The 26496-nt window shown below is 72.3% G+C and carries 23 protein-coding genes; 14 read left to right on the top strand and 9 right to left on the bottom strand.

The window, feature by feature from the left end:
* Nucleotides 1-25: 25 nt before the first annotated feature.
* From CF165_RS26095 to CF165_RS26080, 4 genes are all read left to right on the top strand, one after another.
* A complete protein-coding gene (locus CF165_RS26095; protein ID WP_093950206.1) occupies nucleotides 26-496 on the top strand; it encodes a MarR family winged helix-turn-helix transcriptional regulator in 471 nt (156 codons plus the stop codon).
* A gap of 106 nt (nucleotides 497-602) precedes the next feature.
* Nucleotides 603-1268 carry a nitroreductase gene (locus CF165_RS26090; RefSeq protein WP_093950205.1) on the top strand — a complete coding sequence of 222 codons (666 nt, stop codon included), beginning with the start codon at nucleotides 603-605 and terminating at the stop codon, nucleotides 1266-1268.
* A gap of 38 nt (nucleotides 1269-1306) precedes the next feature.
* Complete coding sequence (locus tag CF165_RS26085; RefSeq protein ID WP_093950204.1) at nucleotides 1307-1945, top strand: FMN-dependent NADH-azoreductase; 639 nt, start codon at nucleotides 1307-1309, stop codon at nucleotides 1943-1945.
* Nucleotides 1946-2060: 115 nt separating this feature from the next.
* Entirely contained in the window at nucleotides 2061-4712 is a 2652-nt protein-coding gene (locus tag CF165_RS26080) for a helix-turn-helix transcriptional regulator (RefSeq protein ID WP_240521792.1), read from the top strand.
* 116 nt (nucleotides 4713-4828) lie between these two features.
* Here CF165_RS26080 and CF165_RS26075 read toward each other — a convergent pair whose 3' ends face one another.
* Together CF165_RS26075 and CF165_RS26070 are read right to left on the bottom strand one after the other, a co-directional pair.
* Nucleotides 4829-5392 (bottom strand): YceI family protein, encoded by a 564-nt coding sequence (locus CF165_RS26075; RefSeq protein WP_093950202.1) that lies wholly within the window; start codon nucleotides 5390-5392, stop codon nucleotides 4829-4831.
* Nucleotides 5389-6132 (bottom strand): SDR family oxidoreductase, encoded by a 744-nt coding sequence (locus CF165_RS26070; RefSeq protein ID WP_093950201.1) that lies wholly within the window; start codon nucleotides 6130-6132, stop codon nucleotides 5389-5391. The genes CF165_RS26075 and CF165_RS26070 overlap by 4 nt, the downstream gene beginning before the upstream one ends.
* Before the next feature lie 247 nt (nucleotides 6133-6379).
* Between CF165_RS26070 and CF165_RS26065 the strand changes: the two genes are divergently transcribed.
* Both CF165_RS26065 and CF165_RS26060 read left to right on the top strand, forming a co-directional pair.
* On the top strand, nucleotides 6380-8110 hold the full coding sequence (locus CF165_RS26065) for an L-aspartate oxidase (protein ID WP_093950200.1): 1731 nt from the start codon (nucleotides 6380-6382) through the stop codon (nucleotides 8108-8110).
* 52 nt (nucleotides 8111-8162) lie between these two features.
* The gene (locus CF165_RS26060; RefSeq protein WP_338023442.1) at nucleotides 8163-10925 is read left to right on the top strand and encodes an ATP-binding protein; all 2763 of its coding nucleotides are present in this window, start codon (nucleotides 8163-8165) and stop codon (nucleotides 10923-10925) included.
* Here the strand turns inward: CF165_RS26060 and CF165_RS26055 are convergent.
* From CF165_RS26055 to CF165_RS51285, 4 genes are all read right to left on the bottom strand, one after another.
* Nucleotides 10918-11175, bottom strand: coding sequence for a DUF3040 domain-containing protein (locus CF165_RS26055; protein WP_093950198.1), 258 nt, complete (start codon nucleotides 11173-11175; stop codon nucleotides 10918-10920). The genes CF165_RS26060 and CF165_RS26055 overlap by 8 nt on opposite strands.
* Nucleotides 11175-12071, bottom strand: a complete 897-nt coding sequence (locus CF165_RS26050) for a universal stress protein (protein ID WP_093950197.1) — start codon at nucleotides 12069-12071, stop codon at nucleotides 11175-11177. Before CF165_RS26050 ends, CF165_RS26055 begins: the two co-directional genes overlap by 1 nt.
* A gap of 68 nt (nucleotides 12072-12139) precedes the next feature.
* Complete coding sequence (locus CF165_RS26045; RefSeq protein ID WP_093950196.1) at nucleotides 12140-14902, bottom strand: helix-turn-helix transcriptional regulator; 2763 nt, start codon at nucleotides 14900-14902, stop codon at nucleotides 12140-12142.
* 41 nt (nucleotides 14903-14943) lie between these two features.
* Nucleotides 14944-15342 (bottom strand): CBS domain-containing protein, encoded by a 399-nt coding sequence (locus CF165_RS51285; RefSeq protein ID WP_158226830.1) that lies wholly within the window; start codon nucleotides 15340-15342, stop codon nucleotides 14944-14946.
* Between the two features lie 166 nt (nucleotides 15343-15508).
* Here CF165_RS51285 and CF165_RS26035 point away from each other — a divergent pair, with 166 nt between their 5' ends.
* From CF165_RS26035 to CF165_RS26020, 4 genes are read left to right on the top strand one after another with little or no spacing between them, the layout of a single operon-like run.
* Nucleotides 15509-16711 carry a macrolide family glycosyltransferase gene (locus tag CF165_RS26035; RefSeq protein WP_205660971.1) on the top strand — a complete coding sequence of 401 codons (1203 nt, stop codon included), beginning with the start codon at nucleotides 15509-15511 and terminating at the stop codon, nucleotides 16709-16711.
* The gene (locus CF165_RS26030; protein ID WP_093950194.1) at nucleotides 16711-17181 is read left to right on the top strand and encodes a hypothetical protein; all 471 of its coding nucleotides are present in this window, start codon (nucleotides 16711-16713) and stop codon (nucleotides 17179-17181) included. The genes CF165_RS26035 and CF165_RS26030 overlap by 1 nt, the downstream gene beginning before the upstream one ends.
* Nucleotides 17178-18125, top strand: a complete 948-nt coding sequence (locus tag CF165_RS26025) for a hypothetical protein (RefSeq protein WP_093950193.1) — start codon at nucleotides 17178-17180, stop codon at nucleotides 18123-18125. Before CF165_RS26030 ends, CF165_RS26025 begins: the two co-directional genes overlap by 4 nt.
* On the top strand, nucleotides 18125-18784 hold the full coding sequence (locus CF165_RS26020) for a sigma-70 family RNA polymerase sigma factor (protein ID WP_093950192.1): 660 nt from the start codon (nucleotides 18125-18127) through the stop codon (nucleotides 18782-18784). Before CF165_RS26025 ends, CF165_RS26020 begins: the two co-directional genes overlap by 1 nt.
* Here the strand turns inward: CF165_RS26020 and CF165_RS26015 are convergent.
* Nucleotides 18753-19955, bottom strand: coding sequence for a low temperature requirement protein A (locus tag CF165_RS26015; protein ID WP_240521791.1), 1203 nt, complete (start codon nucleotides 19953-19955; stop codon nucleotides 18753-18755). The genes CF165_RS26020 and CF165_RS26015 overlap by 32 nt on opposite strands.
* A gap of 151 nt (nucleotides 19956-20106) precedes the next feature.
* On the opposite strand from CF165_RS26015, the gene CF165_RS26010 reads away from it, so the two are divergent.
* From CF165_RS26010 to CF165_RS25995, 4 genes are read left to right on the top strand one after another with little or no spacing between them, the layout of a single operon-like run.
* Complete coding sequence (locus tag CF165_RS26010; protein WP_093950190.1) at nucleotides 20107-20508, top strand: cupin domain-containing protein; 402 nt, start codon at nucleotides 20107-20109, stop codon at nucleotides 20506-20508.
* A gap of 21 nt (nucleotides 20509-20529) precedes the next feature.
* Entirely contained in the window at nucleotides 20530-20757 is a 228-nt protein-coding gene (locus CF165_RS26005; protein WP_093950189.1) for a hypothetical protein, read from the top strand.
* 55 nt (nucleotides 20758-20812) lie between these two features.
* Complete coding sequence (locus tag CF165_RS26000; protein ID WP_240521790.1) at nucleotides 20813-22246, top strand: M1 family metallopeptidase; 1434 nt, start codon at nucleotides 20813-20815, stop codon at nucleotides 22244-22246.
* Between the two features lie 42 nt (nucleotides 22247-22288).
* A complete protein-coding gene (locus CF165_RS25995; protein WP_093950188.1) occupies nucleotides 22289-23029 on the top strand; it encodes a ribonuclease activity regulator RraA in 741 nt (246 codons plus the stop codon).
* Between the two features lie 9 nt (nucleotides 23030-23038).
* On the opposite strand, the gene CF165_RS25990 is transcribed toward CF165_RS25995, so the two are convergent.
* On the bottom strand, nucleotides 23039-25057 hold the full coding sequence (locus tag CF165_RS25990) for an ABC transporter permease (protein ID WP_093950187.1): 2019 nt from the start codon (nucleotides 25055-25057) through the stop codon (nucleotides 23039-23041).
* Nucleotides 25054-26490: an extracellular solute-binding protein gene (locus tag CF165_RS25985; RefSeq protein ID WP_093950186.1), complete on the bottom strand. Its 1437-nt coding sequence runs from the start codon at nucleotides 26488-26490 to the stop codon at nucleotides 25054-25056. Before CF165_RS25985 ends, CF165_RS25990 begins: the two co-directional genes overlap by 4 nt.
* Nucleotides 26491-26496: the final 6 nt, after the last annotated feature.

Here is a 26496-nt window from a genome sequence, read left to right as displayed (position 1 = left end):
ATTCGTTGCTGCTAGCGTGCCCCGCATGACCGCTGATACCCCCCGTCGGGCGACCGACCGCCCCGGGGATGGTTCGCCCTTCGCGCTCGGGCTGCTGCTGCGGCGGGCGCACTGGCGCGCCGCCGCGGTGATGACCGAGGCGCTGCGGCCGCTCGGCATCGAGCTGCGGCACTTCGCCGTGCTGATCGTGCTCGCCGATCGTGGGCCCACCCTGCAGCGGGACCTCGGTGCGGAGACCGGGTCCGACAAGGCGGGGATCATGCGCGTCGTCGACGACCTGGAACGCAAGGGCCTGGCCGTGCGCAAGGCCGTCCCCGGGGACCGGCGGGCCCGGGCCGTGGAGATCACGCCCGCGGGCCTGGAGCTGTTCGACGCTGCCCACGTCGCCGCGGAACCGCTGGCCGAACGCCTGGTCGCCGAACTCGAGCCCGGTGAGCCCGAGCGGCTGGCGGAGCTGCTGACCCGGTTCGCCCATCCCGAGAACCGCGACGCCTGACCCCGGCCGGAGAGTCGCGTCCGTCACCCAGCGGGGCGTTAGTATCGACCGAGAAAGTATTGAATGATACCGTCTCACTTGTAACGAACTACGTGGGAGGCGGACGATGGACGTCTACGAGGCGGTCGAGAGCCGGCGGGCGGTGCGCGGGTTCACCGACCGGCCCGTGCCGGAGGAGACGCTGCGGCGGGTCCTGTCCGCCGCCGCGCAGGCTCCTTCCGGTTCGAACCTGCAGCCTTGGCGGAGCTACGTGCTGACCGGCGCGCCGCTGGCCGAGCTCAAGAAGCGGACCGGCGAACGCCTGGCCGCCGGAGACCCCTGGGACGAGCCGGAGTACGAGCAGTACCCGGCCGCGCTGAAATCTCCGTACCGCGAGCGCCGGGCCGCCTTCGGCGAGCAGCGGTACGGTTCGCTCGGCATCCCGCGGGAGGACGTGGAAGCGCGCCAGCGTGCCGCTTCCGCGAACTGGGACTGTTTCGGCGCCCCGGCGGCCCTCTTCTGCTACCTCGACCGCGACCTGTGCCGGCCCCAGTGGTCCGACGCCGGGATGTACCTGCAGACCGTCATGCTGCTGCTGCGCGCCGAAGGGCTGCACAGCTGCCCGCAGATGGCGTGGGCGAAGTTCCACGAGACCGTCTCGGAGATCTTGGCGCCGCCGAAGGAACTTCTCCTCTTCTGCGGCCTGTCGATCGGGTTCGAGGACGCCGCGGCCGGCTCTTGCCGCACGCCCCGTGCTCCGCTCGACGAGACGGTCACGTTCGTCGGCCTCTGACCTCTTTTCCTTTCCCTTCACCAGATCAGGAGTTCGTCATGGCCACCTTGCTGCACCTGGACACGTCCGTCTGGCCGGAGTCCGCCTCCGCCTCCCGGCCGGTCACCGCCGCCTTCCGCAAGGCCTGGGAAGAGCAGCACCCGGACGGCACCGTCGTCTACCGCGACCTCGCCGCCGAGCCGGTCCCCCACCTCGGCACCGCCGGCGCCGAAGCCGGGTTCGCCGACCCGGCCACCCACACCCCGGAGCAGGCCGCCGCCTTCGCCCGGCGCGTCGAACTGGCCGAGGAGCTGGAGCGCGCCGACGTCGTCCTCATCGCCGCGCCGATGTACAACCTCACCATCCCCTCGACCCTGAAAGCCTGGCTGGACCACGTGGTCATCGCGGAGCGGACCGCCGGTCCCGGCTCGTCGGTCGCCGGCACCCCGGTCCACGTCGTCGCCAGCCGCGGCGGCTCCTACGAACCGGGCACGCCCCGCGAGGGCACCGACTACGTCCGGAACTACCTGACGGCCGTCCTCGGCGGCACGATGGGGATGAAGGTCGAGTTCATCGTCCCCGAACTCACCAGGGCCCACCTCCACCCGGCCATGGCCGCGCTGGTCCCGAAGGCCGAAGCGTCCCGGGCGAAGGCGCTCGAAGAGGCCGTGGTCAAAGGCAAGGCCGCCGCTGCCTAGCCCGTGGGAACGTCCCGGGTGGATCGTCGCGGGCTGCCATAATCGTGGCTGACCAGCGCAGAACCACCCGCGGCGAAAGCGGACCACCATGGCGTTTCGAGGGCATTCCGGACTGGTGGGGCGGGGATCGGAATGCCGTGTCCTCGATCAGCTGGTCGCGGCCGTTCGGACCGGCGAAAGCCGCGTGCTCGTCCTGCACGGCGCGCCGGGCGCCGGCAAGACGGCACTGCTGGAGTACCTGGAGAGCGCGGCGACCGGCGTCCGGGTCCTGCGCGCGGCCGGCGTCGAGTCCGAAATGGAGCTGACTTACACCACCCTGCACCACTTGTGCGGACCGCTGCTGGACCGGCTGGCGGACCTGCCCACGCCGCAACGCGAAGCGCTCGAGACGGTGTTCGGGAGGCGAGCGGGCACCCCGCCGGACCGGTTCCTGGCCGGCCTGGCGGTCCTCAGTCTCCTGTCGGACGTCTCGGCGGACGGTCCGGTGCTGTGCGTGATCGACAGCGCGCAGTCGATGGACAGCGCCTCGGCGCAGGTCGTCGGCTTCGTGGCCCGCCGGCTGCTGGCGGAGCCGGTCGCCTTCGTCCTCGCGACCCGCCACCGGCGCGCGGACCTGCTCGGGCTGCCGGAGCTGGAGATCACCGGGCTCGGTGAGGCCGACGCCCACGCCCTGCTCGACTCGGCCGCCCACGCCGGCCTCGACCAGCACGTCCGCGACCGGATCGTGGCCGAGGCCAAGGGCAACCCGCTCGCCCTGCTGGAGCTGCCTCGCGAGCTGCCCGCCGGTCGGCCGGAGGGCGGGTTCGGCCCGCCGGACACCGGCACGCTGCCCACCCGGGTCGAGCGGAGCTTCCTGAAGCGGATCGAGGAGCTCCCCGAGCAGGCCCGGCTGCTGCTCCTGGTCGCCGCCGCCGAGCCGGTCGGCGACCCCACCGTGGTGTGGCGCGCCGTCGAACGGCTCGGCGTCACGCCGTCGGCGGCCCTCGACGAGACGGACGGGCTGCTGTCGTTCGACGTCCGCGTGACCTTCCGCCACCCGCTCGTGCGATCGGCCGTGTACCGGGCCGCCGGCGACGCGGATCGCCGGGCGGTGCACCTGGCGCTGGCCGAGGTCACCGACCCGGAGTCCGGCGAGGACCGCCGTGCCTGGCACCTCGCCTCCGCCGCCGCCGAACCGGACGAGCTCGTCGCCGCGGAGCTCGAGCGGTCCGCCGGCCGGGCACGGGCCCGCGGTGGCCTGGCCGCGGACGCCGCCTTCCTCCAGCGGTCCGTGGCGCTGACCGTCGACGCCACCCGGCGCGCCGAGCGTGCCGTGGCGGCCGCGGACGCCAGCGTCCGGGCAGGCGACCTGGCCGGCGCACGCCGGCTCGCCGACCTCGCCGAAACCGAGACGCACAGCGAGTTCCTCCGCGGGCGAGCCCACCTGGTGCGGGGTCGCATCGCGCACGCGGCGGGCGACGACGAGGCCCCCCGCTTGCTGCTGGCCGCCGCGCGGCGGCTGGAGCCCTTCGACCCGGCTCTCGCGCGGGAGACCTACCTGCTCGCGTGGGGTACCGCCGCGTCGGGGGCCGCGGACGACGAGAGTCTCGTGGCGATCTCCCGGGCGATCCGGGACCTTCCCCCGCCGGAAGGCGATCCGCGCCCGCTCGACCTGGTGCTCGCGGGCTGCGCGCTGCTCGTCACCGAGGGCCGGGCCGCCGCGATCGGCCCGCTGCGCACGGCGATGGCCGCGCTCGTGGACGTGCCCACGCCGGACCTGCTGAAGTGGGGCTGGGTGGCCTGCGGGGTGAGCCCCGCGGCCTGGGACGAGCAGGTCATGTGCGAGACGTACGCGCGAGCCGCCGAGGTGGCGCGCACCACCGGCAGCCTGACCGAGCTGCCCGTCTACCTCGCCTGCCTGGGGTCGGCGAAGTCGGTGACCGGGGACTTCGCCGCCGCCGCGGCGACCTTCGCCGAAGCCGAGGCCGTCGCCACCGCCACCGGTCTGCCCGCTCCGCCGCACCCCCTCATCCTGAAAGCGTTGCAGGGCAAGGAGCCCACCGCGGCCGGCGGGCCGATCGCGCACTGGGCGGCCGCGGTCCTCTACAACGGCCTCGGCCGCTACGAGGAAGCGCTGTCGGCGGCCCAGGCCGGCGCCGAGGTCGCCCAGCTGATCGTCTCGGTGTGGGTGCTGCCCGAGCTCGTCGAGGCGGCGGTGCGGGTGGGCGACGACAAGATCGCCCGCCGCGCGCTCGAACACCTGGCGGACGCGGCGGCCGGGTGCGACACGGACTGGGCGCGGGGAATCCTGGCCCGTTCCCGGGCTTTGCTCGCCGAGAACACGGCCGCCGACGACCTCTACCGCGAGGCCATCGAGCGGTTGGGCCGGACGTTGTTGCGGCCCGACCTGGCCCGGGCGCACCTGCTGTACGGCGAGTGGCTGCGCCGCCGGACCCGGCGCGCCGACGCCCGGCACCACCTTCGCACGGCGCACGACATGTTCGTCTCGATCGGCATGACGGCGTTCGCCGAGCGGGCCCGCGGCGAGCTGGTCGCCGTCGGGGAACAGGCGCGGAAGGGCACCGCCGGTGCGTCGCCGAGCGACGAGCTGACCCCGCAGGAACGGCAGATCGCCCTGCTCGTCCGGGAGGGCTTCTCCAACCCCGAAGTGGGCGCCCGGCTCTTCCTCAGCCCGAGGACGGTGGAGTGGCACCTCCGCAAGGTCTTCACCAAGCTGTCGATCACCTCCCGGCGGCAGATCCGGGACGCCTTGCCGCACAACGAATGACCGGTCCCTGGTCCGCGCGGACCCGGGGGTGGTGGCGTCGCGAATGACTCATTCGGGACGCCAGAGGTCCCAACGAGTCATTCGCGACGCCGGACTCGCGTGACGCGCCCGGCGGATCACACCTGGCGCAGCACCGCCTCGATCTCGAGAGTGATCTGCACCTTCTCGCCGACCACGACCCCGCCGCCGTCGAGCGGCAGCTTGACCGTGACGCCGAAGTCGTTGCGGTCGATGGTCGTCGAAGCCGAGATGCCGGCCCGGGTGCCGCCGGCCGTGTCCGGCACGATGCCGTTCACCTCGAGCGCCAGCGACACGGGCCGGGTGATGCCCTTGATGGTCAGGTCGCCGTCGGCGACGAGGCCGTCGCCGTCGACCCGCACGCCGGTCGAGCGGAAGGTCCAGAGCGGGTGGTTTTCCACGTCGAGGAACGAGGCCGAGCGCACGTCCTTGTCCCGCCATTCGTTGCCCGTGTCCACCGACGCGGCCTCGACCGTGGCCGTGACCGACGAGCCGGTCACGTCGTCGCCGGTCACGATCCGGCCCGTGAACCGCGCGAACCGGCCGTGCACCTTGCTCACCATCATGTGCGGCACGGTGAAGGACACGTCGGAGTGGACGGCGTCGACGTCCCAGACCCCCGCGACGTAGCCGGGAATCGAGAGCTTCGCCGCCGTGGTCATTGCTGCGCGAGCCACTTGTCGAACGTGATCTCCCCGAGCCGGGCGTCCGGGCCGGGCAGCAGCGTCCGCTCGCTCAGCCGGACCCCGTAGTAGGTGGCCTGCTCGTCGACCACGACGTCACGGGGATCGCCCTTGGCCGCGAGGCCCTTGCGCACCAGCTCGGGCAGCTGGTACTGCTCCGGGCCGCCGATCTCGCGGAGGCCGTTCACCGGCTGCCCGATGGCGACGTGGCCGAGGCCGGCGGCGACGTCCTCGGCGGCCATCGGCTGGATCAGCCCCGGCGGCAGGTGGACCACGCCGTCGACCGTGCTGATGTCCGCGATGGTCTTGACGAACTCGAAGAACTGGGTGGCGTGCACGATCGAGTACGCCTGACCCGACTCGCGGATCAGCCGCTCCTGAACGCTTTTGGCGCGGAAGTAGCCCGACTCCAGCATCCGGTCCGTGCCGACCACCGACAGCGCCACGTAGTGCCCCACCCCGGCCTTCGCCGCGCACTCGAGCAGGTTGGTGGTGGAGGTCCGGAAGAACTCCATCACCGGCTCGTCGGCGAACGACGGCGAGTTCGACACGTCCACCACCACCGCGGCGCCCTCCAGCACCTCGGCCAGCCCTTCTCCGGTCAGGGTGTTCACCCCGGTGTTCGGAGCGGCGGCCACCGCCTCGTGACCGTGCTCACCCAGCTTGCCGACCAGCTTCGAGCCGATCAGCCCGGTTCCCCCGATTACGACGACCTTCACGACATTTCCCTTCGTTCGGCGAACGCGCTTCCGCAGCAAGGACAAGCCGGCACAGGGATGTGTGACGCAGGAGGCAGTCACATCCGCGCGGGCCGCATTGTCCTGGTGGTGAAAGGTGCCCGGCCGAGCCGCGAGGTAAGAGCGAGAACACCGGGTTTCAGACGGCTCCCCGGAGTACGCGTCAAGCAGAGCGTGGCTGGTCCCACCCGCCGCCGGGCGCCTTCACCGGACGACGAGAGGACGACGCATGAACCCGACCGAGCGCAGGCTCGCGACCTCCGTATTGGTGATCGGCACCGGCGGCTCCGGCCTGCGGGCGGCGATCCGGCTGGCCGAACGCGGCACCGAGGTGCTCCTGGTGGGCAAGCGGCCCAGCTCGGACGCCCACACCAACCTCGCCGCGGGCGGGATCAACGCGGCACTCGGCACCATGGACGTCGAGGACACCTGGCAGCAGCACGCCGCGGACACGCTGCAGGAGAGCTACTTCCTCGCCGACCCGCGCACCGTCCGGATCGTCGCCGAGGGCGCCGCTCGCGGCATCGCGGAGCTGGAAAGCTGGGGCATGCCGTTCGCGCGCGAGGCCGACGGGCGGATCTCCCAGCGGTTCTTCGGCGCGCACACCTTCCGCCGGACCGCGTTCGCCGGCGACTACACCGGCCTGGAGATCCAGCGGACCCTGGTGAACCGGGCCCGGCAGCTGTCCGTGCCGATCATCGACACGATGTACGTGACCCGGATCCTCACGCGCGACGGCGTCGTCTTCGGCGCCTACGGGTTCGACCTGGGCGACGGGACCCGGTACCTGATCCACGCCGACGCCGTGATCCTCGCCGCGGGCGGGCACACCCGGATCTGGCGGCGGACCTCGTCACGGCGTGACGAGAACACCGGCGACTCGTTCCGGCTCGCCCTCACGGCGGGCGCGCGCCTGCGCGATCCCGAGCTCGTCCAGTTCCACCCCTCCGGGCTGATCGCCCCGGAGGACGCGGCCGGCACGCTCGTGTCCGAGGCGGCCCGCGGCGAGGGCGGCATCCTGCGCAACCAGCTCGGCGAGCGGTTCATGGCCCGCTACGACCCGGCCCGGATGGAGCTGTCCACCCGCGACCGGGTCGCCCTCGCCGCTTACACCGAGATCAAGGAAGGCCGCGGCAGCCGGAACGGCGGGGTGTGGCTCGACGTCTCGCACCTCCCCCGCGAGACGATCATGCAGCGCCTCCCCCGCGTCTACCAGACGCTGATCGAGCTGCAGATGCTCGACATCACCACCACGCCGATCGAGGTCGCCCCGACCGCCCACTACTCGATGGGCGGGGTCTGGGTGCGGCCGGACGACCACGGCACCGGCGTGCCGGGCCTGTACGCCATCGGCGAGGCCGCGAGCGGGTTGCACGGGGCCAACCGGCTCGGCGGCAACTCGCTGATCGAGCTGCTCGTCTACGGCCGGATCGCGGGCGACGCCGCCGCGGACTACTCGGCCGCCCTCGATGCCCAGCAGCGTGACGCCGCCGCGGTCGCCGAGGCCCGCGACGAAGTGGACCGGCTGCTCGCGGCGGACGGGCCCGAGAACGTCCGGTCCCTGCAGCGGGCGATCCGCGACACGATGACCGAGCACGCCGGTGTGGTGCGCGACGAGCCGGGCCTGAAGACGGCGCTGGGCCGGCTCGACGACATCGAAGCGACCGCGGAGGACGTCGGCGTGCACCCCGACCTGGCCGGCTTCCAGGACCTGGCCCACGCGTTCGACCTGCGGTCGTCCCTGGTCGCCGCCCGCGCGACCGTGGAGGCCGCGATCGAGCGCCGGGAAACCCGTGGCTGCCACAACCGCTCCGACTTCCCCGAGCCGGACCCCGCGCTGCGGGTCAACCTGGTCTGGTCGGGACCGGGGCAGATCACCCGTGAGGCGGTGGCACCGGTGCCCACGGAGATCGCGGCGTTCGTCCGGGAAGTCTCGACGGCGGGCAAGCTCGTCGAATGATCGCTTGCCGGTGACCCGGCGCCGGTCCCGGTAGTCTCCTCGCGGAGACATGATGCAAAACAGCCGATCGCCGGAAACCCTCGTCGGGCGGCGAGATGAGTGCGAAGCCCTCGACGACCTCCTGACCGGTGTCCGGGGTGGCCTGAGCGCGGCCGTCCTGGTGCACGGCGAGGCCGGCATCGGCAAGACGGCACTGCTGGAGTACCTGCGGCGGAACGCGACCGGCTGCCAGGTCGGGCGGGCCACCGGCGTCGAGTCCGAGATGGAGCTCGCCTTCGGCGGGCTGCACCAGCTGTGCGCACCGTTCCTGGAGCACGCCGACCGGCTGCCGGGCCCCCAGCGCGAGGCACTCGGCACGGTGTTCGGCCTGACCGCGGCGCCGCCGCCGGACCGGTTCCTGGTCGGGCTGGCGGTGCTGAGCCTGCTCGCCGAGGCGGCCGGGGACCGGCCGCTCGTCTGTCTCGTCGACGACGCCCAGTGGCTGGACCAGGTCTCGGCCCAGATCCTCGTCTTCGTGGCGCGCCGCCTCCTCGCCGAGCAGGTGGCGCTGGTGTTCGCGATGCGGGACCCGAGCGCCGGCCACGCGCTGACGACGCTGCCGCGGCTCGAGGTGGCGGCGCTGAGCGGCTATGACGCGGGTGTGCTGCTGGACTCGGCGACCCGGGGACCGCTCGACGAACGGATCCGGGGGCGGATCCTGGCCGAGGCGCGCGGGAACCCCCTCGCCCTCCTGGAACTGCCGCGGACCCTGACCGCCGCGGAGCTGGCCGGCGGGTTCGGCAGTCCCGACGCCCGGCCCCTATCCGGCCAGCTGGAAGAGGGGTTCCTCCGCCGCGTCCGGTCGCTGCCGGCGGAGACCCAGCGCGTGCTGCTCATCGCCGCCGCCGAGCCGGGCGGCGACGTCGCGTTGGTGCGGCGGGCCGCGCGGCGCCTGGACATCGCGGCGGACGACGCGGCGGCCCCCGCGGAGGCGGCCGGGCTGCTCACTTTGGACACCTGGGTCCGGTTCCGGCACCCCCTGGTCCGGTCGGCGGCCTACCGCGCGGCGCCCACCCGTGACCGCCAGGCCGTGCACCGGGCGCTCTCGGAGGCGACCGACGCCCAGGCCGACCCGGACCGCCGCGCCTGGCACCTGGCCTGCGCCACCGCGGGGCTCGACGAGTCCGTCGCCGCCGGGCTGGAACGGTCGGCAGACCAGGCGCGGGCACGCGGCGGCGTCGCGGCCGCGGCGGCCTTCCTCGCCCGCGCCGCCCAGCTCACCCCCGACCCGGCCCGCCGCGGTGCCCGATCGCTGGCGGCGGCCCACGCCCAGCACCAGGCCGGCGCCTTCGGCGAGGCACTCACGCTGCTGGACGCGGCCGACCTCAACCCGCTCGACGACCTCGCCCGCGCCCAGTCGACCCTGCTGCGCGGCCAGGTCATGTTCGCCTCCCGCAGCGCCAGCGCCGGTCTGCCGGTGCTGCTCGACGCGGCGAAACAGCTCGAACCGCTCGACGCCGGCCTGGCCAGGCAGACCTACCGCGACGCGATCTACGCGGCGCTCACCGCGGGCCGGATGCCGGGCGACGAAGCCATCGAAAAGGTCGCCAGGGCCACGCTCACCATGGCGCCCGCACCGGACGCGACGCGAACCGGCCTGCTCCTCGAAGGCCTCGCACGGATGACGGTCGAGGGCTACCCGGCCGGCGTGCCGCTGGTCCAGGAGGCACTGACCGCTTTGCGGGACGCGGAGCTCGCCGACGACGAGGCGCTGGGCTGGCTCCCCCTCGCTTGCCGCATGGCGCACGCCGCTTGGGAGTTCGACACCTGGTCCGTTCTCTCGGCCAGGCTGGTCGAGCTGGCCCGCGGCACCAGGGCGTTGTCCGTGCTGCCGTCGGCGCTGCTGCTGCGGCTGTCGAACCGGGTCTACGCCGGGGACCTCACCGAGGCGGCCGCGCTCGTGGCCGAAGCCACCACGATCGGCGAGGCCACCGGCAGTGGTTTCTTCGCCCACTACGGCGCGCTGGTGCTCGAACCGTGGCGCGGCGGCGAGGCCGAGACGCGCCGGGTGATCGACGTCATCACCCACGACATGCTCCTGCGCGGCGAGGGGAAGGTGCTGACCGCGACCGGCTGGGCGGCCGCGGTGCTCCACAACAGCCTGGGGCGCTACGAGGAGGCGTACGCCGCCGCTGGGCGCGGTTCGGCGTACCCGCAGGAGCTGGGACTGTCCCTCGGGTCGACGGTCGAGCTGGTCGAAGCCGCGGTCCGGACCGGCCGGACGGCGGACGCGGCCGCGGCGGCCGCCCGGATCGGCGGGCTGGCCCGGGCGAGCGGGACCGACTGGGCCCTGGGCACCGCGGCGGGGGTGGCCGCGCAGGTGAGCGACGGACGTGCGGCCGACGAGCTGTACCGCGAGGCGGTCGAACGGCTCGACCGGGCCGGGGTGCGGATGGAAGCCGCCCGGTTCCGGCTGCTGCACGGCGAGTGGCTGCGGCGCGCGGACCGCCGTGACGACGCGCGGGACCAGCTCGGCCTCGCCCACGAGCTGCTGAGCGGAATCGGGGCCGAGGCGTTCACCGAGCGCGCGCGGCGTGAGTACGAGGCGACCGGGGCGACCGTGCGCAAGCCGGCCGTCCGGGCGCCGGCGACCCTCACCCCGCAGGAAGCACAGATCGCCCGCCTGGCCGGCGAGGGGCTGACCAACCCGGAGATCGGGGCGCGGTTGTTCATCAGCCCCCGCACGGTCGAATGGCATCTGAGTACCGTTTTCGCCAAGCTGGGCATCACGTCGCGACGGCAGCTGCGCACCGCGACGGCGAACAGGGTCAGCTGACGGTCCGCGCGGTCCGGCCGAGCACGGCCCAGATCGCGAGGAGCAGGCCGGTCACCAGCAATACCGCGTCGCCCATGCCGACGCCGAGGAGGAGCAGCGGCCCCGCCGCCCATCCGGCGTACCGGTACAGCCGTCTCACCGCGTCGCCGCCGAACGAGCGAAGCTGTTCGGCCAGTTCGGGGTCGTCGGCTTTCATGCTTTTCTCGATGGCCCGCAGCGCGCGGTGCTCCTGGCGGTTGAGTGCGCCCATCACGGCGTCCTTTCCGGACGGACGACGGCGACCGGGCAGGGTGCGTGGTGCAGCACCGCGTGGCTGACCGAACCGAGCACGAAAGCGGTCGCACCACCACGGCCGTGCGACCCGACGACCACGAGCCGGGCCGCGGCGGCGGTGGCCTGCTCGATCACCGCGTGAGCGGGCCGGTCCCGCACGACGACGCGCTGCACCACGACGTCGGGGTACTTCTCTTCCCAGCCCGCCAGCCATTCGGCCAGCAGCGGATGCTCGGCGGTCTCGATGTCGTCCCAGCCCAGCAAGGGCACCAGGCCGGCGTCGAGCGCGCCGTCGGTCCAGGCGTGCACCGCGATCAACAGCGCTTCACGCAGATCCGCCGTCCGGAAGGCGAACTCCAGTGCCGCCTCGCTGAGCTGCGAGCCGTCGATGCCGACGACCACCGGGCCGTCGTTTTCGGACGGCTGATCCCCGCGCACGACGACGACCGGGCATTCCGCGTGCGCAGCCAGTCCGATCGCGACCGAACCGGTCAGCGGCGACGTGCCTCCGCCGAGGCCGCGGTCACCGACGACCAGCAGCTCGGCGCGACGCGAGGCCGCAACCAGCAGCGGTACCGGGAAGCCGTCGTCGACCCGGCCGGAGATTTCGATGCCGCCGGCGGCCTCCGCGGCTGCCTCGACGCCCGCAGAGACGGCGGCACGAGCGCGGGTCACCATCGCCTTGCGGTAGTGACTGCCGAAGCCCGGATCGCCGAGGTGCCGGGTGCCGAACCAGCTGAAGGCGCCGATCACCGCCAGCGGGGCCCCGCGGCGTGCGGCTTCGCGTGCGGCCCATCGGGCTGCGTCGAGTGCCGTCGGCGATCCGTCGACGCCGACGACGACAGGCAGGTTCTCTTCTGGCCGATGTCCCATCTCACGCTCCAGTCCCGAGTCGACAACCAGGACCGGACCGGGCCGCGGGTTTGTGACATCAGTGACCGTCAGTGGCCCGCCGGGGCTCCGCGGAGCTGCTTGCGCGAGTCGACGCCGAGCTTCGTGAACACCTTGCGCAGGTGCCATTCGACGGTGCGGGGGCTGATGAACAGCTCGGCGCCGATCTCCGAGTTCGTCTTCCCCTCGCCGGCGAGACGGGCGATCTGGGTTTCCTGTGCTGTGAGGGCGTCCCGTGCCTCGGCCGTGCGCCGGCGTACCGACTCGCCGGTGGCCAGGAGTTCGCGGCGGGCCCGTTCGGCGAAGGCTTCCGCGCCGAAGCCGCGCAGCATCTCGTGCGCGGTGTGCAGGTGCTCCCGCGCGTCGCGGCGCCGGTTCTCGCGCCGGAGCCATTCGCCGTACACCAGGTGGGTGCGGGCGAGATCGACGGCGACCCGGCTGTGGGCGAGCCGCTCGACGGACTCGCGGTACAGCCGATCCGCGGTGGCGCCGCGGCTGAGCAGCGCTCTCGACCGGGCCAGCACGCCGAGGGCCCACTCCGTGCCGCTGGCCGTGGCCCGTTCCTCGAGCCGGCGCAGCGCGTCCGCCGCCGCTTCGGGGGCATCGGCACGAGTGCCCGCCTCGACCAGTTCGGCGAGGGCGAACCCGAACATCCCCAAGTCTTCGTGCTCGCACGCCTGCCGCGCGCTGGACAGCGCGGCCCGGTACTGACCGAAACCGTTGTACAGCAACGCGTTGAAGTAGTGACGCGCAGCGCTCGCGCGCCCCTCCTTCCAGGTGCTCGCCCACTCCGCGCCGGCCTCGAGCACCGCATGCGTCGTGGCATCGCCACGCCACGCTTGGAGCATGAGCCGGGCGTAGGCGAGGTGCGAGTTGCCGGTCACCTTCAAGATCGCGTTGGACTCCTCGACCAGCGCCGCGGCCGCCTCGAACTCGCCGGCGTACACGTGGACGACCCCCCGGTAGTTGAGGGCCAGGGGCAGGAAGTTGAGCGCGCCGTTTTCGCGTGCCCCGCGGACGGCGTGGACGGCCAGTTCGTGCCACGTCTCGTCGTCCCACATGTCCGCGGCCGCCAGCCAGGCCAGCCAGTGCCAGCGCATGGTCTCGTCCGGTTTGTCCCCGGCCTCCTGCCGGAACGTCACCAGCGCCCGGTGCAGGGGCGGCGCGCCCTGGACGTAGCCCTCGGCGAGCCGCGTCACCAGGCCGTCGAGCAGGGTGTCCACCAGCCGGGGTGGCTGCGGTCCCGGCGGCGCGGCCCTGGCGGCCTCGGCGACCTTCCGCAGTGCGCCGGGTTCGCCAAGCCGGCCGGCCGAAACCGCCGATCCGATGGTTTCGAGGTACGCCTCACGCGCTCGTCCGTCGCCGGCCCTCGCCAGCTGCCCGGCGGCGTCGAGCAGCAACGGCATGGCTTCGCCACCGCGTCGGCGCGCGAACGCGATCCGGCCGCGGAGCCAGGCCAGCAGGCCGCGCTGGAGCTCGTCCAGCGGGCCGATCTCCGCGGCGGCGATGAGCTCCAGCGCCGCGTCCGGGTCCCCGGCCTCGAAGGTCGCCTGGGCCGCGGCCACCGCTCTCGCCCCGCGCCTGGCCGGATCGGGTGTCAGCCCCGTCGCCCGCCGCAGGAACGCCGCCGCCGCTCCGACACCACCGCGAGCCTGGGCCTGGCCGGCGCACCGCTCCAGCTCCCCCGCCACGTCCTCGTCCGGTTCGGCCGCCGCCTGGGCGCGATGCCAGGCCCGGCGTTCCGCGTCGGAACGGGGATCGGTCGCCTCGGCGAGGGCCCGGTGCACCTCCCGGCGTTCGAAGGGGTCCGCCGCGCGGTACACCGCCGAGCGCACCAGCGGATGCCGGAACCGCACCTGCGTACCGAGCTCGATCAGCCCGGTCTCCTCGGCCGCTGCCGCGGCATCCGCACCGACGGCGAGCCGCTCGGCTGCCCGCCTCAGCAACGACAGATCGCCGACCGGCTCGGCGGCCGCCGCCAGCAGGAGCCGTCGCGTCGCGGCCGGCAGCGACCCGACGCGGCGCAGGAAACTCTGCTCGATCTGGCTCGCCAGCGGCCGCGCGTCCGGGCGCCCGAACCCGCCGGCCAGCTCCCCCGCCGTCAACCCCTTCGGCAGCTCCAGCAGCGCCAGCGGGTTGCCGCGAGCCTCGGCGACGATCCGGTCCCGGACCCGCTCGTCGACCCGGCCCAGCAGCACCGAATCCAGCAGCGTCCGCGCATCGCCGTCACGCAGGCCCCCGACCACCAGCTCCCGCAGCCCGACCAGCGGATCGTCGCCCGGGCCGAGCGTCTTTGCCCGCACCGCGAACACCAGCGTCACCCGTTCGGCCAGCAGCCGGCGCGCGACGAAGGCGAGCGTCTGCGCGGACACCCGGTCGAGCCACTGGGCGTCGTCGACCACGCAGACGAGTGGTTCGTCCTCCGCCAGCTCGGCCAGCAGGCTGAGCACCGCCAGCCCGACCATGAACCGGTCCGGTGCGCTCCCCGTGCTCAGCCCGAACGCGACGGACAGCGCGGCCCGCTGCGCGTCCGGAAGCCGGTCGAGCTCCCCCAGCATCGGCGCGCACAGCTGGTGGACCCCGGCGAACGCCAGCTCCATCTGCGACTCGACGCCGGCGGCGCGCGCGATCCGGCATCCGGCGGCGTTCGCCACGAGGTGGTCCACCAGCGCGGACTTGCCGATGCCCGCCTCGCCGCGCAGGACGAGCACCTGGCTCCGGCCCGACCTGGCGTCCGCCAGCAGCCGGTCCAGCGCCGCGCACTCGTCACGCCGGCCACGCAGCCCGCGCCGGGGATCGCCGCTCGAGATCACCCAGCGAACTGTAATGCCCCGGGTCTCGCCCAGAGGCACGCTCAGGGAGCGGGGAAGCTCACCTCGTACAGATCGCGGAGGTCGACCATCCCGACCAGCCCGTGATCGTCGACGACCGGCAGGTGGTGGAGACCCTGGGACACCATCAGCCGGGCCGCCTCCTCGGCGGTGGCATCGGCTCGCACGGGCACCAGCTTCGTCCTGGCGACCTCGCTGACCCGTGTGTTCTCCAGGTTCCGGCGGTGCGCGACCGCCCGGGTGATCTCGGCGTCGGTGATCATGGCGACGGGCACGTGGGTGTCGTCGGTCACCACCACGAGCGCGGGGTCGTGCCGGTGTTCGATCACGTAGGCGGCCGCGGCGAGGTGGGCGCCCGGTTCGATCGTCGTCGGCGGCCTCATGACTTGGCCCACGGTCTGGAGCCCGGTTTGCGTGCTCATGACGAGTCCGATCCTCGGCGGTGGAAGGGCACCGGCCAGGGATCCGGTGCCCGAGGTCACCGGGAGGACCGGACGGCGGCCGGATTCGTGACAGCGCTCCCTGGTCGTGCTTCCCCCGGGACTCACCCGGGCGCGACCCGGGCCCGGACCGGGCGACGGTGGGTCCATGCCCCCACGAGACCAGCACAGTCCGATCAGGACGATCGCGTTCCTGAACATCGGGATGCACGGGCGGGTCAACCCGACCCTGCCGGTCGTGGCCGAGCTCGTCCGGCGCGGCCACGCCGTCAGCTACCACACTTCACCCGCCTTCCGCGCGGAGATCGAGGCCACCGGCGCGACCGTGTGCCTCTACCCGGGAGGTGACCATCCGCTTCCCGACCCGCCGACGCCGGCGAGTCTGGTGGCGGCGCTCGCCGGCGCCGCCGTCGAGCTGCTGCCCGCCGTGCTCACCGACTTGCGACGCGTCCGGCCCCGGCTGATCGTCCACGACAGCGCCTGCCCGTGGGGTGCCGTCGCCGCCCGCGAACTCGGCGTGCCGGCGGTGTCGTCGTTCACCACGTTCGCGTTCAACCGGCGGGTGCCCAGCCCCACCCGGGGGTCGTGGGACCTGCTGGCAACAGCTCGGCCCCGCAGTCTCGGGGCCTACCTGCGGGCACGGGGCGAGCTGCGCCGCCGCTACGACACGCGGGGGCTGCCGCCGGTCGACCTCGGCAACATCCGCCAGCGCCGCAACCTGGTCTTCACCTCGCGGGCCTTCCAGCCCGCCGCCGAAGAGTTCGACGGGTCCTACCGGTTCGTCGGCGCGAGCATCGGTGCCCGCCCGGCCGACCCGGCGTTCCCGCTCGACCGGCTGCGGGATCCGGTGCTGTACGCCTCCCTGGGCACCATCTTCAGCACCACGCCCCGGTTGCTGCGCGTCTTCGCCACCGCGCTCGCCCCGCTGGGCGGCACCGTCGTCGTCTCCACCGGCCAGACCGATCCGGCCGCGCTGGGCCCGTTGCCCGCCACCGTGATCGCCCGCCGGTTCGTGCCGCAACCGGACGTGCTGGCCCGCGCGGCGCTGTTCGTCACCCACGGCGGGATGAACAGCGTCAACGAAGCCATGTACGCCGGAGTGCCGATGCTGGTGGTCCCCCAGGGCGCCGACCAGCCGGTGGTGGCCGGCCGGGTGGCGGAACTCGGGGCCGGCCTGTCGATCCGCACCGAAGACGTCACCGAGGACGCCGTGCGTGCCCTCGCGCGGCGCCTGGTCGGCGAACCCCGGTTCCGGACCGCCGCGGCCGCCTTGCGGACGGCTCAGCGCGAGGCGGGGGGTTACCGGCGCGCCGCCGACGAACTCGAGCCGTACCTGCACGAGGCCGCGTGATGTCCCCCGCGATCGCCGTCCTGCTGCTGCTCGCCGGGTGCTCGGAGGCCGCCGGGCGCATCCTGCCGCTGCTGGTGCGCCGGCCCGGGCTGTCCCGGACCGCCGTCGCCGCGTGGCTGCTGTCCGGTGGCCTCGTCGAAGGCGCCGTGTTCGCGTTGTGGCCGCTGACCGCGTGGACGCTGGCCGGGGCGGCGCCGTCGTCGTCAGGTGCGTTCCTGTGGACGCCGGGCCTGCTCGCCCCGCTGGCGCTCACGGCCGTCCTCGCCTTCCCGATGCTCGGACCGCTGCTCCACCTGCTGCTCTTCGCCGGCGTCGGCGCCGGGCTGGCCGGCCCGCTCGCCGCGGCGGCCGGACTGGGCTGGTGGCCCGCCGCCGGGTGCCTGGCGGTCGCCGGGACCGGGCTCGCGGTCGCGGTGGCCGGCGTCCGGCGGCTCGTCATGCGGATCCCCGCGACCGAGGTGGCCCCATGAACGGCTTCCTGCTCTGGGCAGGCGGGTCCGGGCTGGTTCTGCTCGCCGAAGGCCTGCTGGCCCGCTACGAGGTCCTGACCTACGGCGCCGGCTGGCGCGTTCCCACGACCGAACTGCCCGAGGACGTGCCCCTGGCCCGGGGCGCGGCCCTCGACCGTCCCCCGGCCGCCTTCCTGGTCTACCTGGACGGCATCGGGAAACGCCGCGCCCGCGACACCCGGGACGGCGGGCAGCTGGTCGAGGCCCTGCTCGCCGGCGCGCCGGAACTGCGGGTGCTGGGCCAGGTGCAGCCCTACTCGCCGCTGGCCGAGCCGCTCGCCGACCGGCCGGTGTGGGCCCGGCTGCGCCGTCACGCCGGGCTGCTGCTGTTCCTGCACAACGTCGTGCAGACCTTCGTCGCCGCCGACCACCGCTACCGTCCGCTCTACAACCGGGCCATCGGCGCGCAGATCGCCGTCCGGCTCCAGCGCGCCGGCTACCGGCCTGGCACCGGCATCCCGGTGGTCCTGCTCAGCTACAGCGGGGGTGCCCAGGTCGCCACCGGCGCGGCCGGCGAACTGCACACCCGGCTGCGCGCCCCGCTGCTGCTGATCACGCTCGGCGGGTTCCACAACGGCACGGGCGACCTCACCCACGTCCGGCACCTGTACCGGCTCACCAGCGCGAGTGACCGGATCGAACGGACCGGCACGTGGATCTTCCCCCAGCGCTGGCCGCTGGTGCGCGGCAGTGCCTGGAACCGGGCCCGCCGCGCCGGGAAGGTCACCGTGCGCCGGCTCGACCCGGCCACGCACGTCGGGCCGCGCAGCTATATCAGCCCGACCGCCCTGCTGCCCGACGGCCGCAGCCACCTCGACCGCACCGCCGCCACCGTCATCGCGCTCGTCCGCGCCGCAGCGCCGGGGTTTGCGTGTCGTCCGCCTCACAGAACAGGAAACCCGTGATGGGCATGTCCGAAGTCAACGTCATTTCCGCGCCCGCGGCGGTCGATGAAGCGGAGGATTTCCAGCGCGTCCGGCCTCGCCTGTTCGGCATCGCGTACCAGGTGCTGGGCCGGGCGGCCGATGCCGAGGACGTCGTCCAGGACGTCTGGATCCGCTGGCAGGGCGCGGACCGGGCGCGGGTGCACGACCGGGTCGCGTACCTCGTGCGGATCACGACGAACGTCGCGCTCAACGTCGCCGTCTCGGCCCGGTTCCGCCGCGAGATCGCCGTCGGGAACCAGCTGCCGGAACGGATCGCCGGCGCCGAAGACCCGACGCTGGCGACCGAACGGCTCGAAGACCTCCGGTACGCCGTCCGGTTGCTGGTGCAGCGGCTGTCTCCGGCCGAGCGCGCCGTCTTCGTGCTGCGGGAGGCGTTCGGCTACCGGTTCGGCGAGATCGCCGAGACGCTCGCGATCAGCAACGCCAACGCGCGGCAGCTGGCCCGGCGAGCTCGAGCGCACCTCGCCGAGCGACGAAGCGAACCGGTCCAGGCGGTCGAGTGCGACCGCCTGGTCCGGGTCTTCCTCGACGCCGCGCAGGACGGCGCTCTGGCCGGACTCGAGCACGTCCTGCACGACGATGTCATCACACGTTCTTCTCTTGCGGCCGCGGGATGACGGCGAAAGCGGTCAGCAGGGCACAGCCGGCCGCGATTCCCACGACCACGACGGCCACGCCGAATCGCGGCGCGGCGAGGGGCAGCAGCAGGACGACGGTGACGCACGCCAGGATCGCGACGGGCCGGATCACCGGCTCCGCCACGATGGGCGAGTGGACCAGCCCGAGCATGACGAGGAACACGGCGACCGAGACCGCGACGGCGTAGCTGATCGCGAGCGGTGACGCCGCGATGCCGTGTCCGGTGTCCTCGACGGCGACCTCGAGAGCGGCACCGAGTGCCGCGAGCGCCGTGAAGATCCCGTAGTGGCCGTAGCCCCACAGGTAGGACCGGTCGCGGCGATCGTCGAGCCCCTCGCCGGCCGGTTCCAGGAAGTACAACCACCAGAGGGCGAAGAGCAGGACGAGGCCCGCGACCGCGATGGTGATCAGCGACCCGCTGATCTCGGCGCTCTCGAGCGCCCCGCGGACACCTCTGCTCGCCGCGAGGACGCCTTCGCCCAGCAGGATGATCGTGAACAGCCCGTAGCGTTCGGCGATGTGGTGCGGATGCCAGTTCGTGGGCCCGGCCCGTTCGGCCCACCGCGGCACCGCGAGCTCCAGGACGACCAGGACGGCGAAGAGCGCGGGCAGGAGGGCGGGTGGCACGACGCCCGTCTCGGCGAGCACGAGACGCACCACCCAGCACGCCTGCAGGAGCGAAATGCCCGCGGCGTAACGCAACGCGGTCCGCCGGCCCGCCGCGTCCTCGACACCCGCCCGCAGCCATTGCGCGACCAGCCCGATCCGCATGAGGACGTAGCCGGCCGTGACGGCACGGTAGTCGGAACCGGCCGCCGCCGGCACGCCCGCGGCGAGGACCAGCACTCCGGTCATCTGCACCATGGTCAGCAACCGGTACGCGACGTCGTCGGTGTCGTACGAGGACGCGAACCAGGTGAAGTTCATCCACGCCCACCAGATCGCGAAGAAGACCTGGAGGAAGCCGCCGAGCGCGGCCCAGCCGTGCCCGCCGGCGATGCCGTGCGCGAGCTCGTCGGTGGCCGCCGCGACCGCGACCACGAAGATCAGGTCGAACAGCAGCTCGAGCTGGCTCGAGCTGCGGTGCGGCTCGTCGATCGGACGCGCGCTCATCCGGACCCGGATCCGGATCCTGCTCTCTGCCGGCACCGGTTCACTCCGTTCGACGCTCGGTCGGTCTCGCCCCCAAGACCGGGCCGGGTCCCGATCCGTGACACGCGGGGAATTCCGCCGTGGCTGTCACACCGCCGGCGGCTGCCCGGTCCTGGCTGAGGAACCATTCGTCACGGAGGGATTCGCCATGTCCGACACCACCTGGCAGAACGCGCTCACGATGCTGCAGGAAGTGGAACCACCGTCCGTCCCGCCCGGCGCGCACGCGATGACCGTGGTCATCGAGTACCCGCCGGGCGATCGCGGCGCCCCGCCGCACCGGCACTCCGGCCCGGCGTTCGGCTACGTGGTGGAAGGCGAGATGCGGTTCGAGCTCGAAGGCGAGCCGGAGCGGATCGTGCGGGCCGGCGAGGCGTTCTGGGAGCCGGGCGGCGACGTCATCCACTACCAGGACGGCAACAACCGCGACGACGTCCCGGTCCGGTTCGTCGTCACGATGTTGTGCCCGCCCGGCGGATCGATGATCACGCTCGTGGACGAAGCCGAACTGGACCGGCGCCGCGACCGCCGTGCCCTCCGGCCGGCCTGACCGGGACACCAGGAGGAGCAAATGAGCAACCCGGGCGATTCCTTTCACAGGCTCGAGGTCGAGATCGAGGTCGAACTGGCCATCGCGGAGTCGGGTCACGAGGACGTCTCCGACACGCCCGCCACCGAATGGCTGTCGGATCCGGTGGACGAAGAGCGCTACGAAATCGGCCTGCACGGTCTGCTCGACGCGGTGAAGGCGGTGGAGAACCGCCCGAACCGGACTTCGAAGCCGCCACAACAGGGTTGATCCGCGTGTCAGGTCGGACCTACGCTTCAGCGTCGATGATGGCCGAGGAGGACCCATGCGAGGCAGCAACCGTGGCCGTAGCCGTGGCCACTTGGTGATCATCTCCTGCGCGCTGTCCGCCGGTCTGCTGGCCGCGACGAGCCCGGCGGCGAATGCGGCAGTGGACGCGGCACCGCGGTACTCCCCCGGCGCGCCAGGCGCCGGGGATCCGTACTTCCCCGACATGGGCAACGGCGGCTACGACGTCGGCCACTACGACATCCGGCTGGCGTTCAGCCCCGGAACCCAGGCGATCAACGCGACCACGACGATCCTCGCCACGGCCACCCAGGATCTGTCCCGCTTCGACCTGGACTTCCAGGGACCGCTGACGATCAGCAGGCTCACGGTGAACGGCCTGAACGCCACCTACACCCGCAGCGGTGCCCAGGAACTGGTGATCACCCCGCCGAACGGGCTGCGGAAGGGCAGCCCGTTCGTCGTCTCGGTGACCTACGCCGGCGTCCCGCAGAAGATCGACGACCCCGCGCTGGGCCTCTCCGGCTGGGTCGCCACCAAGGACGGCGCGGTCGCGCTCAACCAGCCGATCGGCGCGGCGACCTACTACCCGGTGAACGACACCCCCGACGACAAGGCGACCTACACGCAGACCATCACCGTGCCGGCCGGGCTCACCGTGCTGGCCAACGGCGAACCCGGGCCCACCACCACCCGCGATCACCAGACCACCTTCCGCTGGTCCATGAACCGGCCGATGGCCAGCGAGCTGAGCATGCTCGCGATCGGCGACTACGACGTCACCCGCGGCGTGACGGCAGGCGGCCTGCCGAACATCACCGCGATCGGCAAGTCGATCGACACCAAGCCCGGTCAGGGCAAGGTGTTCAACCAGACCACGGCGCAGATCATCCAATGGGAATCCTCGGTGTACGGGCAGTACCCGTTCGACTCGACCGGCGGCATCCTCGCCGACGTCGGCGTCCACTACGCCCTCGAAACACAGAGCCGGCCGGTCTACGACCAGGACACCAGCGACGTCGACGGCGACCTGCTCGCCCACGAACTCGGCCACCAGTGGTTCGGCGACAGCCTCACGCCGGTGCACTGGTCGGACATCTGGCTCAACGAAGGCTTCGCGACCTACTCGGAGTGGCTCTACCAGGAGAAGTTCAACAACGTCCCGGTGCAACAGACCTTCGCGAAGACCTACGCCGACGAGAAGGACTGGAGCGGCGAAGTCGCCGACCCCGGCCGTGACAACATCTTCAACGACCTGGTCTACAACCGCGGCGCGATGACACTGCAGGCGCTGCGCATGAAGATCGGCGACCGCGCCTTCTTCGAGGTGCTCACGCTGTGGCCGACGGTTCACCGGTACGGCAACGTCTCGACGCGGGAATTCATCCAGTTCGTCGAGCGGCTGACCCACCGCGACCTCGACTCGTTCTTCCACACCTGGCTCTACCAGCCGGGCAAGCCCGCACTCTGACCTCCTGACATCGCGAAAGCGCGGACCCGAGGAGCTACCGACTTGGTCGAGACGCCCGACATCGTCCGGCCGCCCGCCGAGCTCAGTGCGGGCCTCGCTGCCATCGGCAGCGCGACGGCCAGCGCCGAGCTTAGCCGCATGGGCATTCGCAGCGCTTTCATCCGTGGCCCGGTTTCGGTGACCCCCGGGGTGCGCGTGGCCGGGCCCGCGCTGACGCTGCAGTTCCTGCCGAAGCGGGAGGACCTCTACCCCGTCGACGAGTACGCCGAACCCGAAAAGCAGCTGCACCGGCACGTCATGTACCACGCCCGGCCCGGCGACATGATCGTCGTCGACGCGCGGGGGGACATGGGCAGTGGTGTGTTCGGTGAGATGATGCTGACCTACTTCAAGGGCCGCGGCGGCGCCGGCGTGGTGGTCGACGGGTGCCTGCGCGACATCGGCGAGGCCAGGCAGCTCGGCCTCGGGCTGTGGATCCGGGGCGCCACCCCGAACTTCCACGCGCAGACCGACATCGTCCCCGCCGCCGTCAACGTGCCGGTGGCGTGCGGTGGCACGCTCGTCGAGCCGGGCGACATCGTCGTCGCCGACGACGACGGGGCGGTCGTGGTGCCGGTCAAGCTCGCGCCCGCCGTGCTGGCCGTTGCCCGGGAACACGCGGAGTGGGAGGAGTTCTCCCGGATCCGGCTGGCCGAGGGCGGCGACCTGCGGCTGTACTACCCGCTGTCGGACGAGGCCCGGCCCGAGTACGAGCGGTGGCGCGCCGAGCGGGGCCGGGACTGAAGAGCGCGCTCATCCCTTCACGGCCCCCGCGGTGAGGCCCTCGGTCAGGAAGCGCTGCCCGAACCCGTACATGAGCACGACCGGGATGCTGATCAGCAGCGAGGCCGCGGCCAGCTGCCCCTGCGGCACGACGTCGCTGAAGATCATCGACTGCATGCCGACGGGCAGCGTCTTGTAGTCGTCCTTGGTGATGAACACGAAGGCGAACAGGAACTCGTTCCACGCGTTGGTGAGCGTGAACAGCGCGACCGCGAGCAGGCCCGGCTTGGCCAGCGGCAGCACGATCCGCAGGAACGCCCCGAACCGCGTGCAGCCGTCGACCAGCGCGGCCTCCTCGAGGTCGGCCGGGATCGACTTGAAGTAGCCGACGAGCAGCCACGTCGCGAACGGCAGGGTGAACGTCGGGTAGGCGAGTACGAGAGACCACAGCGAATCGTTGAGCCCGATCCCGCTCATCATCCGGTACAGCGGGATGAACAGCAGCGCGCCCGGCATCACGTAGGTGAGCAGGATCGTCACCGTGAAGCTCTCCGAACCGCGGAACTTCAGCCGTGCCAGCGCGTAGCCGGCCAGCGCCGCGCAGACCAGGGCGATCACGGTGGACGCCACCGACACCAGGATCGTGTTGACGTACCAGGTGCCGAACGCCTTGCCCGTGAACAGGTTGGTGAACTGCTCGGTGCTCCACGGGGTCGGCCAGAGGTCGTCGGTGCGCGCGACGATCTGGTCGTCGGACTTGAAGGCCGTGACGGTCATCCAGTAGAGCGGGGCGAGCACGAAACCCAGCAGGCCCACGAGCGCGATCCCCGAGCCGGTGCCGCCGACCAGGCGTGCGGCCAGCCGGTTGCCCCGCACGGCGAACGCGGAGACGACCCGTCCGACGACGGCCGCGAGCACCACGAACACGCCCAGCACGAGCGCGGCCTTCCAGACGATCTGCGGCGACGCCCAGACCAGCACGAGCACCGAGCCCGCGACGATCACCCACGGCAGCGCCCTGCGCTGGGCGGGGCTCAGCCGCCTGCGCCCCAGGTCGGCCGCACCCGGCAGGTCGCTGCGTCGCATCATCCGCACGAGGATCACCACGAGGATGCCGATGACCGGCAGCATCACCAGCGTGACCGCGGCTCCCGCCCCGAGCTGCAGCTGCTGGATCGCCTTCGAATACGCCACCATCACGTACGGGGCGGTGGCGTCCCCGGGGCCACCCTGGGTCATCAGCCAGATCAGGTCGAAGTTGTTGAACGTCCAGATCGACGACAGCAGCACCGTCACGATCATGACCGGGCGCAGCCCCGGCAGCGTGATGTGCACGAAGCGCTGCCACGGCGAGGCGCCGTCCACCATCGCCGCCTCGTGGAGACCGCTGTCGATGGCCTTGAGCCCGGCGAGGAACGTCACCGTGAAGAACGGGATGCCCTTCCAGACGTTGACCAGGATGACCGACGGCAGCGCGAGCGCGGGGTCGGACAGCCATTCCGCGGGCCACTTGTCGACGAGCCCGATCGCGGCGAGGCCGGGCCCGATTCCGGAGTCGGTGAGCAGGACGTTGACGCTGCCGAAGATCGGGTCGAGCAAGGACCGCCAGGTGAAGGCCGTGACGACCGTCGGAACCACCCACGGCAGCAGGATCACCCCGGCGATGAGCGCCCGGCCGCGGCGCATGTGGTGCAGCATCAACGCCGCGATGAGACCGAAGGTCACCTTGAAGATCTCGGCGTACGCGGTGAAGACGAACGAGTTGAGCACGCCCTTGTGGAACAAGGCGTCGTCGATGAGGTCGGTGTAGTTGTCCAGCCCGACGAAGACCGTCTCCGCACCGTGGCGCTCCGTGACGCTGGTGAAGACCGAGCTGACGATCGGGAACAGGATCAGGCCGGCGACCAGCACCAGCGTCGGCCCGATGAACACGGCGGCGAGGCGCCAGTCGCGCCCGAGCCGCCGCTGCACCGGCGTGAGCGAGGACGACGCGCCCGGCGCCGGACGGGCCGGCGCCGGCGGTGTCCTCTTCGGACGCAGGACGGTCACTGCTTGTAGCCCTGCTGCTCGAAGATCTGGACGATCCGGCCGTGGGTCGCGGCGACGGCGTCGGCCGGCTTGGTGCCCTGGATGACCGACTGCATCATGTCGGTCAGCAGGTAGGCGGCGAGGGCCGCCTGCTCGCCGGGGCTCGGGGCCTGGGGGAAGGCGTAACCGGTCTTGGTGGTCACCGGGAGCTGCGCGCGGGTCTGCTCCCGCAACACGGGGAAGGCCGGGTCACCGCTCGTGTAGTACGGGTCGGAGTCCCACACCTTGCTCCACGACGGGTTGACCAGGCACGGCGCTTCCTTCGCGACACCGAGCAGCGCGCTCCCGCCGACCATGAACTTCGCCACCAGCTTGGCGAGGTCGGGATTCTTCGCCCCCTTGAACACGACGAAGGAGTTGGACTCGCCGTACGCGAGCGGCCGGTCGAGCGCCGGGCCGGTGGCGCCGTTGAACGCGTGGGTGTTGGCGTAGACCGGGTTCTTCTTGGTCTTCGAGTCGGCGTAGACGCTGTACTGGTTGAGCGTGAGCCCCAGGATCTGGGCCAGCCAGTTCTCGTTGTTGCTCGAGTCGGTCCAGCTCCCGATCCCGGGTGGCAGCATCGGCGCGTACTTCGGGTTCGTGTAGATGTCGCCGATGAACGTGACGGCGGCGACGGTCTCCGGCGAGTTGAACACCACCTTCGTGCCGGTGTTGTCGGCGATCGCCCCGCCGTAGGTGTTGATGACGTTCTGGATGAAGCCGTTGGCGTCGCCGGAGCGGTTAACCGTGAGGCCCCAGCCGAAGCGCCGTTTCGCCGGGTCGGAAACCGCCAATGCGTTGTCGCGCAGCTCTTCCCACGAGTAGTAGGGCTTGAGCGGGAGCCCCTTCTCCTGGTACCAGTCCTTGCGCAGGTACATCCCGGACGCGATGAAGTGGTACGGGATCGCGAACCAGCGCCCGTCGAACACGCAGTAGTCGTTCGCCTCCGTCGCGGGGTCCCCGTAAAGCGCTTTCATCTCCATGACCACGTCGGTGACGTCGGTGAGGGCGCCGAGGTTGTGCAGCTGGCCGACGAACCGCCGGTCGCTCATGAATGCCAGATCGCGGTTGGTGCCCGCCTTGACCTCGGCGTCCATCTTCGCGACCATGTCGCCGGCGTCGCCGGAGACCAGGTCGTTGCGGATCGTGGTCCCGGTGGCCTGTGCGAACACCTGCAGCGACCTGTCCAGCGCCTTGTTCGCGGCCTCCGAGTACAGCTTCTGCGAGAGCATCCCCACCGACCCGCCGCGGAGCGCGGCCGCCTGATCGAGCAGCGCCTTGGGCACCTGGACGTCGACCTGCGGCGCGGGGGCGGGACTGCTCCCGCACCCGGCGAGACCGAGCACCCCCAGCGCGCTCAGCCCCGCGCTCATCCCGAGGAACGAGCGTCTCGACCAGTCCGTTTTCTCTTCCATGACAAC

Source organism: Amycolatopsis vastitatis, assembly GCF_002234595.1.
Taxonomy (GTDB): Bacteria; Actinomycetota; Actinomycetes; order Mycobacteriales; family Pseudonocardiaceae; genus Amycolatopsis; species Amycolatopsis vastitatis.
The sequence above is the reverse complement of the archived record's forward strand: the minus strand, read 5'-3'. Positions and strand labels throughout refer to the sequence as shown.

Bases quoted from the DNA above. Each gene is read 5' to 3' on its own strand.
- CF165_RS26095 (WP_093950206.1), top strand. From the start codon at position 26: ATGACCGCTGATACCCCCCGTCGGGCGACCGACCGCCCCGGGGATGGT.
- CF165_RS26090 (WP_093950205.1), top strand. From the start codon at position 603: ATGGACGTCTACGAGGCGGTCGAGAGCCGGCGGGCGGTGCGCGGGTTC.
- CF165_RS26085 (WP_093950204.1), top strand. From the start codon at position 1,307: ATGGCCACCTTGCTGCACCTGGACACGTCCGTCTGGCCGGAGTCCGCC.
- CF165_RS26075 (WP_093950202.1), bottom strand. From the start codon at position 5,392: ATGACCACGGCGGCGAAGCTCTCGATTCCCGGCTACGTCGCGGGGGTC.
- CF165_RS26065 (WP_093950200.1), top strand. From the start codon at position 6,380: ATGAACCCGACCGAGCGCAGGCTCGCGACCTCCGTATTGGTGATCGGC.
- CF165_RS26060 (WP_338023442.1), top strand. From the start codon at position 8,163: ATGCAAAACAGCCGATCGCCGGAAACCCTCGTCGGGCGGCGAGATGAG.
- CF165_RS26055 (WP_093950198.1), bottom strand. From the start codon at position 11,175: ATGGGCGCACTCAACCGCCAGGAGCACCGCGCGCTGCGGGCCATCGAG.
- CF165_RS26050 (WP_093950197.1), bottom strand. From the start codon at position 12,071: ATGGGACATCGGCCAGAAGAGAACCTGCCTGTCGTCGTCGGCGTCGAC.
- CF165_RS51285 (WP_158226830.1), bottom strand. From the start codon at position 15,342: ATGAGCACGCAAACCGGGCTCCAGACCGTGGGCCAAGTCATGAGGCCG.
- CF165_RS26035 (WP_205660971.1), top strand. From the start codon at position 15,509: ATGCCCCCACGAGACCAGCACAGTCCGATCAGGACGATCGCGTTCCTG.
- CF165_RS26030 (WP_093950194.1), top strand. From the start codon at position 16,711: ATGTCCCCCGCGATCGCCGTCCTGCTGCTGCTCGCCGGGTGCTCGGAG.
- CF165_RS26025 (WP_093950193.1), top strand. From the start codon at position 17,178: ATGAACGGCTTCCTGCTCTGGGCAGGCGGGTCCGGGCTGGTTCTGCTC.
- CF165_RS26020 (WP_093950192.1), top strand. From the start codon at position 18,125: ATGGGCATGTCCGAAGTCAACGTCATTTCCGCGCCCGCGGCGGTCGAT.
- CF165_RS26010 (WP_093950190.1), top strand. From the start codon at position 20,107: ATGTCCGACACCACCTGGCAGAACGCGCTCACGATGCTGCAGGAAGTG.
- CF165_RS26005 (WP_093950189.1), top strand. From the start codon at position 20,530: ATGAGCAACCCGGGCGATTCCTTTCACAGGCTCGAGGTCGAGATCGAG.
- CF165_RS26000 (WP_240521790.1), top strand. From the start codon at position 20,813: ATGCGAGGCAGCAACCGTGGCCGTAGCCGTGGCCACTTGGTGATCATC.
- CF165_RS25985 (WP_093950186.1), bottom strand. From the start codon at position 26,490: ATGGAAGAGAAAACGGACTGGTCGAGACGCTCGTTCCTCGGGATGAGC.